At 50.8% G+C, this 14,356-nt stretch carries 13 protein-coding genes; 7 read left to right on the forward strand and 6 right to left on the reverse strand.

The window, feature by feature from the left end:
- Window positions 1-65 precede the first annotated feature (65 nt).
- The 3 genes from acs to KU392_RS02940 form a co-directional block, all read right to left on the reverse strand.
- Complete coding sequence (acs, locus tag KU392_RS02930; protein ID WP_169293411.1) at window positions 66-2,027, reverse strand: acetate--CoA ligase; 1,962 nt, start codon at window positions 2,025-2,027, stop codon at window positions 66-68.
- Between the two features lie 78 nt (window positions 2,028-2,105).
- Window positions 2,106-3,779 (reverse strand): cation acetate symporter, encoded by a 1,674-nt coding sequence (locus KU392_RS02935; protein WP_217734518.1) that lies wholly within the window; start codon window positions 3,777-3,779, stop codon window positions 2,106-2,108.
- Window positions 3,772-4,092, reverse strand: a complete 321-nt coding sequence (locus KU392_RS02940; protein WP_169293413.1) for a DUF485 domain-containing protein — start codon at window positions 4,090-4,092, stop codon at window positions 3,772-3,774. The genes KU392_RS02935 and KU392_RS02940 overlap by 8 nt, the downstream gene beginning before the upstream one ends.
- A 405-nt stretch (window positions 4,093-4,497) precedes the next feature.
- Between KU392_RS02940 and KU392_RS02945 the strand changes: the two genes are divergently transcribed.
- The 5 genes from KU392_RS02945 (at window position 4,498) to KU392_RS02965 (ending at window position 9,043) form a co-directional block, all read left to right on the forward strand.
- The gene (locus KU392_RS02945) at window positions 4,498-5,385 is read left to right on the forward strand and encodes a LysR family transcriptional regulator (RefSeq protein WP_169293414.1); all 888 of its coding nucleotides are present in this window, start codon (window positions 4,498-4,500) and stop codon (window positions 5,383-5,385) included.
- A 209-nt stretch (window positions 5,386-5,594) separates the two neighbouring features.
- Window positions 5,595-6,395 (forward strand): 3-hydroxybutyrate dehydrogenase, encoded by an 801-nt coding sequence (locus KU392_RS02950; RefSeq protein ID WP_169293415.1) that lies wholly within the window; start codon window positions 5,595-5,597, stop codon window positions 6,393-6,395.
- A gap of 30 nt (window positions 6,396-6,425) precedes the next feature.
- A complete protein-coding gene (locus KU392_RS02955) occupies window positions 6,426-7,601 on the forward strand; it encodes a DUF3734 domain-containing protein (RefSeq protein WP_246587264.1) in 1,176 nt (391 codons plus the stop codon).
- Window positions 7,598-8,044, forward strand: coding sequence for a homoprotocatechuate degradation operon regulator HpaR (hpaR, locus tag KU392_RS02960; protein ID WP_217734519.1), 447 nt, complete (start codon window positions 7,598-7,600; stop codon window positions 8,042-8,044). The genes KU392_RS02955 and hpaR overlap by 4 nt, the downstream gene beginning before the upstream one ends.
- 90 nt (window positions 8,045-8,134) lie before the next feature.
- Window positions 8,135-9,043, forward strand: coding sequence for a LysR family transcriptional regulator (locus KU392_RS02965; RefSeq protein ID WP_217734520.1), 909 nt, complete (start codon window positions 8,135-8,137; stop codon window positions 9,041-9,043).
- Window positions 9,044-9,215: 172 nt separating this feature from the next.
- Here KU392_RS02965 and maiA read toward each other — a convergent pair whose 3' ends face one another.
- From maiA to ypfJ, 3 genes are all read right to left on the reverse strand, one after another.
- A complete protein-coding gene (gene maiA, locus KU392_RS02970; RefSeq protein ID WP_217734521.1) occupies window positions 9,216-9,875 on the reverse strand; it encodes a maleylacetoacetate isomerase in 660 nt (219 codons plus the stop codon).
- A gap of 110 nt (window positions 9,876-9,985) precedes the next feature.
- Complete coding sequence (locus KU392_RS02975; RefSeq protein ID WP_217734522.1) at window positions 9,986-11,359, reverse strand: MFS transporter; 1,374 nt, start codon at window positions 11,357-11,359, stop codon at window positions 9,986-9,988.
- Between the two features lie 191 nt (window positions 11,360-11,550).
- Window positions 11,551-12,483: a KPN_02809 family neutral zinc metallopeptidase gene (gene ypfJ, locus KU392_RS02980; protein WP_217734523.1), complete on the reverse strand. Its 933-nt coding sequence runs from the start codon at window positions 12,481-12,483 to the stop codon at window positions 11,551-11,553.
- A gap of 290 nt (window positions 12,484-12,773) precedes the next feature.
- On the opposite strand from ypfJ, the gene KU392_RS02985 reads away from it, so the two are divergent.
- Together KU392_RS02985 and KU392_RS02990 are read left to right on the forward strand one after the other, a co-directional pair.
- On the forward strand, window positions 12,774-13,418 hold the full coding sequence (locus KU392_RS02985; protein ID WP_169293419.1) for a site-2 protease family protein: 645 nt from the start codon (window positions 12,774-12,776) through the stop codon (window positions 13,416-13,418).
- A gap of 15 nt (window positions 13,419-13,433) precedes the next feature.
- Entirely contained in the window at window positions 13,434-14,354 is a 921-nt protein-coding gene (locus tag KU392_RS02990) for an endonuclease/exonuclease/phosphatase family protein (protein ID WP_169293420.1), read from the forward strand.
- The last annotated feature ends 2 nt before the right edge of the window (window positions 14,355-14,356 follow it).

A 14,356-nucleotide genomic window follows, 5' to 3' on the forward strand; every position in this document is an offset into this window, starting at 1 on the left:
GTTGTTTTAGCGGACTTTATCTTACCCGTTACCACGCGGAGCCGCGGGAACGGGTATTGATTATCCTAAACGCTTTCGCTTAGCTGTTCCATTACATGTGGATTTTCCAGGGTTGAAATATCCTGCGTAACGGTTTCACCCTTGGCCAGGGTCCTTAGCAGACGGCGCATGATTTTGCCTGAACGGGTTTTGGGCAGGTTTTCACCAAAGCGGATGTCATCGGGTTGGGCAATTTTGCCGATTTCATGAGCCACCCAGCTTTTCAGTTCGGCTGCCACTTTTTGTGCCTCATCACCTTCAGGGCGATTGCCTTTCAGTACCACAAAAGCCACCACAGCTTCACCCTTGACATCGTGCGGCTTGCCGACCACAGCGGCCTCGGCCACCAGGGGGTTGGCCACCAGGGCGGACTCAATTTCCATGGTACCCAAGCGGTGTCCCGATACGTTCAGGACGTCGTCAATACGGCCCATGATCCAGATATAACCCTGTTCATCGCGATAGGCAGAGTCGCCAGCCAGATACATCTTGCCACCCAACTCATCGGGGAAATAGGTTGAGGCGAAACGGGCATCATCGCGCCAAATGGTGCGCAGCAGTGACGGGAAAGGTCGTTTAATGACCAGCGAGCCGCCTTTACCCTGTTCTACCGAGGCACCCGATTCATCAACAATATCGGCCATAATGCCGGGCAATGGCAGCGTGCATGAGCCGGGCTTGATGGGGAATGCACCGGGAATGGGGGCAATCATATGCGCCCCGGTTTCGGTTTGCCACCAGGTATCCACAATGGGGCAGCGGCCTTGGCCAACGGTTTCGTAATACCACATCCAGGCTTCAGGGTTGATAGGCTCACCGACGGAACCGAGCAGGCGCAGTGAAGAAAGGTCGAATTTGCCGGGCAGATCGGGGCCCAGCTTGATCAGGGAGCGAATGGCGGTAGGTGCGGTATAGAAAGTGGTGACCTTGTGTTTTTCTATCATTTGCCAGAAGCGGGACGCATCGGGGTAAGTGGGTACGCCTTCAAATACGATCTGGGTGGCGCCCACGGCCAGCGGTGCGTAGCAGATGAATGTGTGTCCGGTAATCCAGCCTACATCGGCCGTGCACCAGAACACGTCACTGGATTTGTAATCAAACACCCAGCGCATGGATAAAATCCCCCCCAGCAGATAACCACCGGTACTGTGCTGAACCCCTTTGGGTTTGCCGGTACTGCCCGAGGTATAAAGAATGAACAGGGGGTCTTCAGCGTTCATCCATTCGGGTTCGCACTGACTGGCCTGGCCCTGGATGACATCGTGCCACCAGATGTCATGTGATTCGTTCCAGGGCGTGTCGCTATCGGTACGTTTGAGCACAATCACTTTTTCAACACTGTCGCAGTCGCCATGCGATAGCGCTTCGTCCACGGTTGATTTCAGCGGGGTGAACTTGCCACCACGCACGCTTTCATTGGCGGTAATAATGATCTTGGCTTCGGCGTCTTTGATGCGATCCCGCACGGCACCCGAAGAAAAACCACCAAAAACCACTGAGTGGATTGCACCGATACGGGCGCAGGCCTGCATGGCGATTACGGCTTCAGCGGTCATGGGCATGTAAATGACCACGCGATCACCTTTGCGCACACCCAGGCTTTTCAGGCCATTGGCAAACTGACAGACGCGGTCATGCAGTTGCTGGTAGGTAATGTGTTCGCTGTCGCCATCATCTTTTTCATAAATAATGGCGGTTTTGTTGGCTTTGTCGATAAGATGGCGGTCTATGCAGTTATAGGAGGCATTCAGTTCACCATCGGCAAACCATTTATAGAAGGGGGCATTGCTTTCATCGAGTACCTGGGTGAAAGGTTTTTTCCATGTCAGGTTTTCCATGGCGGCATCTGCCCAAAAGCCCTCGTAATCTTCATTGGCCTTGTTGCACAGCGCATTGTAGGCATCGCTGCTGATATTGGCGTTATTTACAAAATCATCACTGGGTTGAAAAACCCGGCTTTCTTTCAATACTGATTCAATTGCTGACATGATTTGTCCCTTGTATTTTAGTTAAAATTTAATAATGACCGGATAGATGACAGTCAGCTATCCGGTCGTCATTTTATTTTAATGTTGCGCGGCACCCGATGCACCAATTCCGGTCATGGATCGTACATATTGTGCCTGGAAGCCTGCCTTATCCAGTTTGGCACGTTCAGATGTGTCGGTAATGGAAACCAGCCATGCCACGATAAATGTCAGGGGAATGGTAAACAGGGCAGGGTTGCCATATGGGAAGATGGGCGTAGCATTGTGCAGCACACTCACCCATACCGTTGGTCCCAGCACAATCAGGACAGTGGCGGCAATCAGGCCACTGAAGCCACCGACCACGGCACCGCGTGTGGTCAGGTTTTTCCAGAACATGGACAGGAACAGGATGGGGAAGTTGGCCGAAGCAGCCAGCGCAAAGGCCAGGCCCACCATAAAGGCCACGTTCTGGTTCTCGAAAGCGATACCCAAAATAATGGCCAGCACACCCAGTACCAATGTGGTTAAGCGTGAAATGCGCATTTCATCGTGTGGACGGGCCTTGCCTTTCATAATCACTGAAGCGTACAGATCATGACTGACCGCAGAGGCCCCGGACAGGGTTAAGCCCGCAACCACCGCCAGAATGGTGGCAAAAGCAACCGCAGAAATAAAGCCCAGGAAAATGTTGCCACCCACGGCATTGGACAAATGCACGGCGGCCATATTGGTGCCACCAATAATCTGGGTGATTTCAACCCCGTCTTTGACCGTGGTTTCAAAAAATTGCGGGTTTTTGGTGAGCAGCATGATGGCACCAAAACCGATAATGAAGGTCAGGATATAGAAGTAACCAATAAAACCGGTGGCCACAAACACGGATTTGCGCGCCTGCTTGGCATCTTTCACTGTGAAAAAACGCATCAGGATATGAGGCAGGCCGGCAGTACCAAACATTAAGGCCACACCCAGGGAAAGCGCATCAATCGGGTTTTTCACCAATCCGCCCGGGCTCATGATGGATGTTCCTTTTTCATGGACTTCGGTGGCTTTTCTAAACATGATTTCAGGGCTGAAGTCGGCAATTTTCAAGACCATGAATGCCATGAAAGTAGCACCCGACAGCAGCAGGACCGCCTTGATGATTTGTACCCAGGTGGTGGCCAGCATGCCGCCAAACAGCACGTACATGACCATTAACACACCCACGATCAGCACGGCCCAGATATAGTTCATGCCAAACAGCAGTTGGATCAGCTTGCCGGCACCCACCACCTGTGCAATCAGGTAAATCATGACTACCAGCAAGGTACCCGAGGCTGCAAAAAGACGGACCGGGGTCTGCTTCAGGCGATAGGCGGCTACATCGGCAAAGGTGAACTTGCCCAGATTGCGTAAACGCTCGGCAATCAGGAAGAGCACAATAGGCCAGCCCACCAGAAAACCGGTGGAATAAATAAGACCATCGTAGCCGGTGGTGTACACCATGGCGGAAATGCCCAGGAAGGAAGCTGCGGACATGTAGTCGCCCGCAATCGCCAGGCCGTTTTTAAAGCCGGAAATACCGCCGCCGGCCGTGTAGAAATCGCTGGCAGTGGTGTTTTTGCGGGCGGCCCAGTACGTAATGTACAAAGTGGCGGCCACAAACAGGAAGAACATGATAATGGCCGGAATGTTCATGGGTTGTTTTTCAACCTCACCGGTCAGGGCGTCGGCCCAGGCCGAGGTGCTGAACAGGCCAGCAAGTAGGGCCAGTAAATGCTTATTCATGGGTTTGCTCCTGGACAGCAAGAATCACACGTTGGGTGGTTTCTTCGAAAACGCCATTGGCTTTATGCACATAAATGCCGGTAATCGCAATGGCAAACAAAATCACGAAAAGGCCAATATAGATGCCCCAGGTGGTGATACTGTTGGTTCCTACGGGTACCCCGAAAGATTCGGGGCTAAGCCCGATATACAGGATGTAAACCACATAGATGCTGAACATGAGGATGGAAAAACTCCATCCCAGCACACTTTTCTGGTGTGCCATTTTTTGGAACTCAGGGTTATCCAATACCCTTTGTGTCAGTTTATCCACTTTATGTCTCCGGTAAAGTAAAACTGTTTTTTAAAAAGAAGGGACTGCTTTGTTGTTATTGGACTTTGCGTAATGTAAAGGAGGTGGGGCAGGATTTTCTAATTTTCTTTTTTGATTATTATTATTTGTTCAAATTATGATGGCCAAAAAATAACAATAAAATCAATTGCTTATATATTTTTTTGGATGGGGAGGTTAATATGTAAAAAGTCGGCGGCATCGACTATTTGATTTAAATCAAAAAATAAATGCGTTTCTTCGAAAAAGTTTTTGTGACACGGGCGTACAATAAAAAAATGCGGTAAAAAAAATTAACGCCATCAAACAGCGTCATTCAATGATTAAAAACTACTAAAAACAATTATTAAAAAAGTTTATATTTAAATGAAGTACCCAGGAGGATAAATGGATCTGACCCAACTGAAAAGTTTTGTGGCAGTGGCCCATTACGGGCATTTGACGCAGGCAGCAGAATCCCTGCACCTGTCACAACCTGCCGTAACCGCACAAATCAAGGCGATCGAGCGCAATCTTGATGTTAATTTGTTTGAACGTAATACTCAGGGCATGAGGCTGACGCCAGCCGGTGAGGCCTTTTTGCCCAAGGCTGAATCCATCTTGCAGCAAATGCGCGAGCTTGATGTTTTTGCCCTGAGTCTTTCATCCACATATGTAGAGCAGGCAAAACTGGGCATTATTCAATCGGTCGACCGGCAAATGTTAAGCCGTTTGCTTAACCATATTCTGGAACTGGACAGTTCCCTGTATTTGCATGTGGAAAACAGCCTTAGCGGCGAGGTCCTGAACAAGGTGCGCAAGAAAGAGATTGATGCCGGCTTTTTTCTGGGTGACAACCCTTATCGTACGGTGTACTCCATCGAGCTGGACGAGGTGCATTATGTGCTGATTGTGGCCGTGCAGCGGTTGGCGGAAGCCATTGAAGACCCCAAGACATTTTTCAGTACGGCCACCTGGATAGAGCGCCCGGCTTTCTCGGCCGGTGACAAGATCAGCAACCGCTTCTGGCATCAACACAAGATTTCACCGCAAACCGCACTGGTTTGTGATGATATTGATTTATGCATCGAGCTGGTTGCCAGCAATCTGGCCATCACGCTTATCCCTTCGCGTGAAGCCTATCGGGCCATCAAGGCTGGCAAAAATATTGCCCTGGTACCAGGGTATGACATCCGTTCGCGTCTGAGCTATATTTATCCGGCAGAATATGAGACGGATAAAAACAGTCAGCTTATTCGCCAGGCTGTGTGTGAGATTTGGGGCGTATCGCCTTGACCCCATTGTTTTAAGGTTGCATCACGATTTCTGATGAGTAATATCAGCAGCCAGTGTCGCGGGCAAACAGGTTTGAAGCCTGAACCTATGCTATGCTTTTTTGTGCATTGATTTTGTAAATGCACACCGGATTCATGACGAATTCAAAATAATTACATCAAATGGCATTAAGCGCATTTTATTAAAACCAGACAGGAATGGAGTTAAGTATGACAACAGAAGTACAAACCTCGTTAAATGGAAAAGTGGCGTTGGTAACCGGTGCTGCCAGTGGTTTGGGGCGTGAAATTGCCCTGACCTATGCCAGGGCGGGTGCCGCGGTTGGCGTTGCCGACCTGAATATTGACGGGGCCAATAAAGTGGCAGATGAAATCATCAATGCGGGTGGCAAAGCCATTGGGGTTGCCATGGACGTGACCAGTGAAGATCAGGTCAACCAGGGTGTTGATGCCCTGGTGGCCGAGTTCGGTTCAATTGATATTCTGGTGTCCAATGCGGGGATTCAAACCATCGAATCCATCGACAAGTTCGATTACACCAAATGGAAACAGATGCTGGCGATTCATCTGGATGGTGCCTTCCTGACCACCAAGGCTGTGCTTAATCACATGTATCCTGCCGGCCGTGGCGGGGTGGTTATTTATATGGGTTCGGTGCATTCTCACCTGGCCTCCAAATTGAAAGCGCCTTATGTAACCGCCAAGCACGGCTTGCTGGGCCTGGCTCGTGTGCTGGCCAAGGAAGGGGCCGAGCATAATGTTCGCTCGCATGTGATTTGCCCCGGATTTGTGCGGACTCCGATTGTAGAAAAACAAATTCCCGAACAGGCCAAAGAGCTGGGTATTTCCGAAGAGGAAGTGGTTAAAAATGTCATGCTGGGCGGCACGGTAGACGGGGAGTTCACCACGACCGAAGATATTGCCCAAACCGCTTTGTTTTTGGCGGCGTTCCCCAATAAAGCCCTTACCGGTCAGTCAATTACGGTCAGCCACGGTTGGTACATGCACTAAATCGTTTTTTGTTATTGTTCGGAGAAGTCATTGAATTTGCCTCATTATGAACGCATCGCCCTAGTATTGCAGGGGGGTGGGGCGCTGGGTGCTTATCAGGCCGGGGTTTTCCAGGGTCTGAATGAAGCGGGCATCATGCCCAATCATATTTCCGGGATCTCTATTGGTGCCCTGAATACCGCCGTTATTGCCGGGAATGCCCCAGAAGATCGCGTTGAAAAACTGCGTCAGTTCTGGGAAACCATTTGTCAGCCCAATTTGGGCATGTCCATGTTACCGTTTTTTGAGCAGGGTCTGTTCAATATGCACGACTGGTTCAAGATTGGTCTTGGCAATATGTACGGGTTAAGTGCCATTTTCGATGGCCAGAACGGTTTTTACAAGCTGCGCATTCCGCCACCGGCCATGGTGGGGCATGGCACGCCCGAAAAGGCCAGTTATTACGATACATCGGCGCTTAAACATACGCTGGAAAAATTCTGCGACTTTGACCGTATCAACAGCAATAAGTGTGACATTCATGTGTCGGTGGGTGCCGTCAATGTGCGTACCGGCAACTTTGTCTATTTTGATAATGAATGTCACGAGTTGCGGGCCGAGCATTTCATGGCTTCGGGGGCCTTGCCACCGGCCTTTGCGCCGGTGGAAATTGATGGTGATTACTATTGGGACGGTGGCATTGTTTCGAATACGCCACTGACCTATGTGCTGGGCGCAAAACCCAGTCGCGATACCCTGGTGTTCCAGGTGGATCTCTGGAGTGCCCGCGGACATGTTCCACACAACATGGAACAGGTGAATGATCGGCAAAAGGAAATTCAATATTCCAGCCGGACCCGTATGCTGACTGATTACTGGAAGCAGGTTCAGGAAATGCGTCATGCCATTGGCAAGTTGCTTGAACTGGTGTCCCCTGAAAAAATGCCTGATGACGCTTCGCTGGCCAAGATCAAAGAGCTGGCTGACAGGTGTAAATATAATGTCATCCAGCTGATTTATCGTGACCGTCCTTATGAAAGTCATAACAAGGATTATCAGTTCGGTCTTGCCAGCATGAAAGACCATTGGCAATCGGGCCTGATGGATATCCGCCAAACCCTGGACAAACCCGAGTTTCTGGCCATGCCTGACAATGATATTGGTTTTGTGTCACATGACGTTCACCGGGATGAAGTTTATGTTCCCAAGGGGGTGAAATCAAAATGAGTTCGTCGTCTTACCGCAGTTTGCCCTCTTTGCTGCTGAACGTGCGTGAAGCGCTAATGGTGCATTTTCGTCCTCTTTTACATGCCGAAGGACTGACAGACCAGCAGTGGCGGGTGTTGCGAGCCCTGGGAGAGCAAGAGCCCATGGCACCGAACCAGCTTTCCAGTGTATGCATGCTGTTGGGTCCCAGTCTGACGCGTATGCTAACAGGCATGGAGCAGGTCGGTCTGATCAGTCGAAGCCGCTCGCAGCAGGATCAACGCAAGCAGGAAGTGTATCTGACTGAAAAAGGGCAGGCCTTGCTGGCCCGGATCAAGCCCTTGATTGAAAACCAGCATAATGCACTGGAAGAAAAAATTGGCAAAGCACTCATGGACAGGGTTTATCGCGATCTTGACAGCTTGCTGGAAAAAATCCCGCAGGAAGTGGTGATTAGAAAATAATGCCTCTGAGGGTATTGATACAAAAATAAGGCGTAAAGCGGGTGTTGTTATGCCGGTTGTTTATTTTTAATATGACGGTTGGTTTTAATCATGAGCTGGATTGCTAAACTCAAATTTCATCACCTGAAAACTTTGGTGGCGCTGGCCGAGCAGCAAAACCTGACTCGGGTGTCCGAGCTTATGAATATTACCCAGCCGGCCCTGTCAAAATGGCTGTCTGGCTTGGAAGAAGAAATCGGCATGCCCCTGTTTGAAAGGCATAGCAAGGGCATCCGGCCTACACCGGGGGGCTTGCTGGTGGTTAAGCATGCACGACGACTGGTTAATGACCTGGAGCGTTCTACCCGGGACATAGAATTGTTCAAGGAAGGTATCCAGGGTTCGCTTATGATTGGCAGTTCACCGGTGGCCACCGATGTCGTATCAAAAGCCGTGCTGGATCTGCTCAAGGATTACCCCAATGTTCATGTACGCATCATTGAAAGCGTCATGACGCCTTTGCTGGAACAATTGGTGTCCGGCCATATTGATGCGGTCATTGGCCGGGTGGGGGGAAGCGCCCTGCAATTGCCGTTGAATTACAAGGTCCTGTATACCGAACCCATCTGTTTTGTGGCAAGACCGGGGCATCCCCTGGCGGGCCAGTCCAATATTGATTGGGCACAGCTTGGTGATTATGATTGGATTGTCTGGCCTACCGGCACGCCGATCCGCAGCAGTATTGACCATGCCCTGGTTGACCTGGGGATGATGATGCCCGCCAATCATGTCGAATCTGGCTCCATGAGCGCCACGGTTCGCATGTTGCAGGGTAGCGATATGGTGGGGATTTTATCGCAGCGGCTGGCTGACAGTTTTGCCAAAGAGCGGCAGCTGGTGATTCTGGACTTGCCCAAAATCGAACAAAAGGGCAGTGTGGGTATTTTCTGGCGTCAGAACGAACCGCCGTCAGATACGCTCGAGGCCTTCCTCGGGCACCTGGTTGAGGCATCGCGGTAATAAGAAGAAGCGGGATTTTACCCACGCCTGTTTGTGTGCCCACGCAGGAGCGTGGGCACAAGACAAGTATATACTCGTGCCCATGCTCCCGCGTGGGCACAAGACTTATCAGGCAGTAGCCGGTGCGATGTAATATACTCGTGCCCATGCTCCTGCGTGGGCACAAGACATATCAGGCGTTAGCCGGTGCGATGTAATCGGGCTGGTTCTCAGGTGCCGCGGCCTTGAAGGCGGGCATGCTTGTGCAATGCCCGTACACTTTCAGGCAACGGGGATAGGCGCTCACATCACATTTCATGCGAATGGCGTTGGCCAGCTGCGGAATCAGGCAGCAGTCGGCCAGAGTGGGCGTATCGCCAACGCAGAAATGATCAGAGCCGGCTTTTTCAAGCAAAGCTTCAATACTTTTCAAGCCCGTTGCGATCCAGTGTTCATACCAGGCCTGTTTTTGTTCCTCACTGATCTGAAGGTCTTTGCTTAAGTATTTCAGGATACGCATATTGTTAACGGGGTGAATATCGCAGGCAATGCCATAGGCGATTTCCAGAACCAGGGCACGCTGCGCGGTATCTTCAGGGATAAGCGGGGCAACGTTGGGGTATTTCCGGTCCAGGTAATCAATGATGGCCAGCGACTGACCAATGGATCCTTCAGGAATATCCGCCAGGGCAGGTACCAGGGCCATGGGGTTCAGCTTGCAAAACTCGGGATCGTTCTGCTCACCTGAACGGATATTAATGCCTGCGGTTTCGTACTGGATGCCTTTTAGCGCTAAAGCAATACGTACACGGTAAGAGGCGGAACTGTTGAAAAAGCTGTAAAGTTTAGTCATTGTTTGTCTTTTTTTGATGGTTAAGGCCATTTGGCTGGTGCGGAAGACCCCCGACAGCAGGGGCGTCTTCCCGTTTTATAATTGAGTGTGACTGCTGCAAATAAATGGTTTTACGATGCATTGGCGGGTGTTGCATTCATGGTGGTGCCTTGGCGTGCCCGCTTTTGTTTGGCTAGCGAGAACATATACAGCACCAGGATGCATGAAGCGGTAATCAAGGCGGGGAAGGCCAGTGCCTTGAAGATGGTCGTGAACTCATAGCCCCAGGAAATCATGGTGCCACCCGCAAACGCACCAAAAATGGCACCGCAGCGTCCGGCGGCATTGGCCCAGCTAACACCGGTTGCCCGGCATTCGGTGGGATACAAAATGGCAGATAAAGAGTTGAATCCTACCTGTGCGCCACTAATGCCCACACCGGCACCAAAAATGCCCAGCACCAATAAAGGAATATTACTGGTTGAAAAACCAATAAGGGCAATGAAACCGGCACCCAGGATATAGCTGGTAATTAACACTTTATAAGGGTTGCGCTTGTCCATGAGGTTGCCCAGGTAAATGGCGCCCAGGGTGCCACCAATCTGGAAGGCGGCGGTAATCCAGGATGCTTTGGACAGTTCGACACCAATACTGCCAAGCAGGGTGGGTACCCAGCTGGAGAACAGGTAAATAATCAGGAAACTCATGAAAAATGCCAGCCATAACACTGCAGTCACCATGAACAGGCCGGGCTGGAACAGGGCGGTAACCGCACTTTTGCCGGTTTTGATTTCATCCAGATGGAAGACGGTATTGGGGTAGGTTTTACCGGTAATTTTTCCCATGAAAGCGGCAATGTTTTGAGCGGGCTCGTTTTTGCTGACACGATAACGGGGAGACTCATCCAGGAAGATGGACAACATAATCACCAGTGCCAGCGGCAGTACACCACCCAGTACCAGAATGCCGTGCCAATTAACCAAGTGCAGCAATTGTGCGGTAAGCACGCCTCCCAGGGCCGAACCCAGCGTGAATCCACAAAACATTAGGGTCACCAGGGCTGAGCGACGACGGGCAGGCAGGAATTCGGACGTCAGGGTAATGGCGGTGGGCATGGCCCCTCCCAGACCGATGCCGGTTAAAAAACGCAGAAAGGCCAGGGTTTCCATATTGGGGGAAAAGGCCGACAGCAGGCTCATGAGGCCAAAAAAGAAAACGCTGAAGATGAGAATTTTCTTGCGTCCCAGACGGTCAGCCAGCGGGCCAAAAATAATGGCGCCAAGGGTCAGGCCAATAAGGCCCGAAATGAACAGGGGGGTTAGCTGGGGCCTGCTTAAGCCCCAATCGGCAATAATGGCCGGGGCGATAAAACCGATGGCGGCCGTATCAAGGCCATCGGTGGCAACAATCAAAAAGCACAGCAGGATGGTTTTCCACTGGTAGCGGGAAATGGGGGCATCATCAAGGGCTTTTTGCACACTTAATGATTGGGACATATTGGACATTTCAAAGACTCCGGAAAGACAATGCCGGGTCTGTGCAATGTGATGGAGGTTTCCCGGCAGTATCATGAAAACAATGCATTTTCATGTATGCGGCCAATGTAACCTGATGTGGTTTTGAAAATAAAATGATATTTACGGCTTTGTCATAACTTTTATATTATGACAAAACCGTAGCGCTTGTTTCCTGGCGCTTACCGGGTGCTGGCAAAGGTATCACACTGAGCAATATTGCCGCTTTCCAGGCCCCGCTTGAACCAGGTCATGCGTTGCTGTGAGGTGCCATGGGTGAACGTGTCAGGAGCGACATAACCCTGCTGCTGTTTTTGCAGGCGGTCATCGCCCACGGCGGCTGCCGCATTGATGGCCTCTTCAATATCGCCGGGTTCAATAATGTCTCCCTGGCGTCGCAACTGGTTGGCCCAAATACCGGCCAGGCAATCGGCCTGCAGCTCGGACAGGACGGAAAGTGCATTGGCCTGACGTTGGTTGCCACGGCTGCGTGCCTCGTTGACCTGATCCAGGATGCCCAGGCGGTTTTGCACATGATGGCCGATTTCGTGGGCAATTACATAGCCTTGGGCAAAGTCGCCATGCGCACCCAGGCGCTGGCCCATTTCCCTGAAAAAGCTTAAATCCAGGTAAACCTTTTCATCGGCCGGACAATAAAAAGGGCCCATCGCCGCCTGGCCCAGGCCACAGGCACTGCGTGTGGATCCGCTGTATAACACCAGCTTGGGTTCGGGGTAGGCCCCCCATTGCTGTTGCTGGAATATTCTGCCCCAGGCGTCTTCGGTGGTTTTAAGCACCTTGGCCACAAACCTGCTTTCAGCATCGCTGAGGCCTGGCGTTGGTCCTTGTGAATACGTGGTTTCTTCATATTGTGAGGGGGCGTCGGAACCGGTCATTTGCAGCAGCAGGTTGGGATCCACCCCAAAATACATGGCAACCAGGATAAGCACGATGGTTCCCAGGCCAAATTTCTTGCCACCACCGCCACCACCACCACCACCTCTTCCTCCCCCGAACATGCCGCCACCACGGCCAAACATGCCACCACCCATCCCGGTATGGTTGCCCCGACGATCTTCTATGTTTTTGCTTTCGTCTGACCCATCCAAGCGCATTGTATTTTCCTTGAAACCATGGGTGCGATATTGCACCGCTGTACAAAAGTTTTTGCCTCATTTTAAACATAATCAGGGCAAGTCCCTTATTCCGGGTGTAAACGATTGCAAGTTTTGCGTTCTTGCAACGAAGTCTTTTTTTCACTTAACAAGTCTGCCAACAACTTGCTGGTAAAATGGGGATCAAAGCAGGATGTTGCGTTAATTATTCTCATTCATGGGCGCAATTTCTGTAATGGCGTGTTTTGCTTGCCCGTTTCGGGTCTTATGGAATTTCTGGAGTTGTTTTTGTGGATTTTGGCCAAATAGTTCAATCAATTACCGTTTACGCGCTGCCTTTGCTGTTTGCAATTACCTTGCACGAGGCTGCCCATGGTTATGCCGCCCGGAAATTTGGCGACCAGACCGCTTTTATGCTGGGACGAATCAGCATGAACCCGGTCAAACATATTGATCCGGTGGGAACGATTATTGTGCCGTTGGCCATGGCCCTGCTGAATACCGGGTTTATTTTTGGCTGGGCCAAGCCGGTTCCGGTCAATTTCAATAATTTGCGCAATCCCAAAAAAGACATGATCTGGGTTGCCGCTGCCGGACCTGGTGCCAATCTGCTCATGGCTGTTTTCTGGGCTATCATGGCCAGAGTGGCCCTTGAACTGGGCGGTTTTGGCAGCTTCTGGTGGCTCATGGCCATTGCAGGCATTCAGGTCAACGTCATTCTAATGGTTTTCAACCTGTTTCCCTTGCTGCCCCTGGATGGCGGACGGGTGCTGTCGGGTTTGTTGCCACCCAAGCTGGCCTGGGAATACAATAAAATTGAACCTTACGGCATGTTCATACTCATAGGATTAATAGTAACCGGATTGCTCAGCCCTATTATTTTTCCAATTATCCAAATGGTTGTTCAATGGCTGGTTACCCTGTTCATTCTTTAAGGAACACGAAAAAACATGACAGTACTTAGAATTGTCAGTTATAACATTCACAAAGGGAAAACCGCCTTGGGGCGTCGCAGTTCACTGCTTGATCTAAGTGCAGGGCTTTCGGGCCTGAAAGCGGATCTGGTTTTTTTACAGGAAATCCAGGGGCGAAACGAAAAAGAGCGGCACCAGCATGCCCAGCCTGCCTTATTGGCCGGACATTTGCATATGGAAGTGGCCTATGGGTGCAATGCCATCAGGAAAAAAACCGATCATGGCAATGCCCTGTTGTCCAAGTATGAAATTATTGACCATGAAAATGAGGATATTTCCGACCATAAGCTGGAGCAGCGTGGTGTTTTGCATGCCCGGGTAAAGATCGGTGAGCATTGCATACATTGTTTTGTGGTGCATTTGGGGTTGTTTCACGGTAGCCGGATCCGTCAGGTTGCGGCTATTATCGAACGTATCAAGCGTTTGGTGCCCGAAGATGAACCCTTGATTATTGCCGGTGATTTCAATGACTGGAATGAAAAACTGGCTCCTTTTTTTGCCGAAGAGTTGGGTGTGCATGAGGTATTTGCCCAGACACCGCTGCGGCTTGATGATGAACTGCCCCGCATGAAAGTTTCATTCAAGCGTCTTTGGGATACCTTCAGCTTCAGAAAGCTCATGGAGACTGAGAAAAAACTGCGTTCCCAGCGGATGAAATTACCTGAGATTTCCCTGAAAACCTTGCCCAAGGTGCTTAAGCACCTGCAAGACCCCGAGGAATTGCCGCCAGCGCGCACTTTTCCGGCGGCTTTCCCGTGGCTAAGGCTGGACAGGATGTACCAGCGCGGTTTTGAAATCCGTTCTGCCCAGGTATTAAAAGGCAGGCCCTGGAGCAAAATATCCGACCATGCCCCGATCTGCGTGGAGCTGGCATTGGCGAAACCCCAGGATGCGTAATC

The sequence above is a fragment of the Advenella alkanexedens genome (genome assembly GCF_019132845.1).
Lineage (GTDB): Bacteria > Pseudomonadota > Gammaproteobacteria > Burkholderiales > Burkholderiaceae_B > Advenella > Advenella alkanexedens.

Bases quoted from the DNA above. Each gene is read 5' to 3' on its own strand.
- acs (WP_169293411.1), bottom strand. From the start codon at position 2,027: ATGTCAGCAATTGAATCAGTATTGAAAGAAAGCCGGGTTTTTCAACCC.
- KU392_RS02935 (WP_217734518.1), bottom strand. From the start codon at position 3,779: ATGAATAAGCATTTACTGGCCCTACTTGCTGGCCTGTTCAGCACCTCG.
- KU392_RS02945 (WP_169293414.1), top strand. From the start codon at position 4,498: ATGGATCTGACCCAACTGAAAAGTTTTGTGGCAGTGGCCCATTACGGG.
- KU392_RS02950 (WP_169293415.1), top strand. From the start codon at position 5,595: ATGACAACAGAAGTACAAACCTCGTTAAATGGAAAAGTGGCGTTGGTA.
- hpaR (WP_217734519.1), top strand. From the start codon at position 7,598: ATGAGTTCGTCGTCTTACCGCAGTTTGCCCTCTTTGCTGCTGAACGTG.
- KU392_RS02965 (WP_217734520.1), top strand. From the start codon at position 8,135: ATGAGCTGGATTGCTAAACTCAAATTTCATCACCTGAAAACTTTGGTG.
- maiA (WP_217734521.1), bottom strand. From the start codon at position 9,875: ATGACTAAACTTTACAGCTTTTTCAACAGTTCCGCCTCTTACCGTGTA.
- KU392_RS02975 (WP_217734522.1), bottom strand. From the start codon at position 11,359: ATGTCCAATATGTCCCAATCATTAAGTGTGCAAAAAGCCCTTGATGAT.
- ypfJ (WP_217734523.1), bottom strand. From the start codon at position 12,483: ATGCGCTTGGATGGGTCAGACGAAAGCAAAAACATAGAAGATCGTCGG.
- KU392_RS02990 (WP_169293420.1), top strand. From the start codon at position 13,434: ATGACAGTACTTAGAATTGTCAGTTATAACATTCACAAAGGGAAAACC.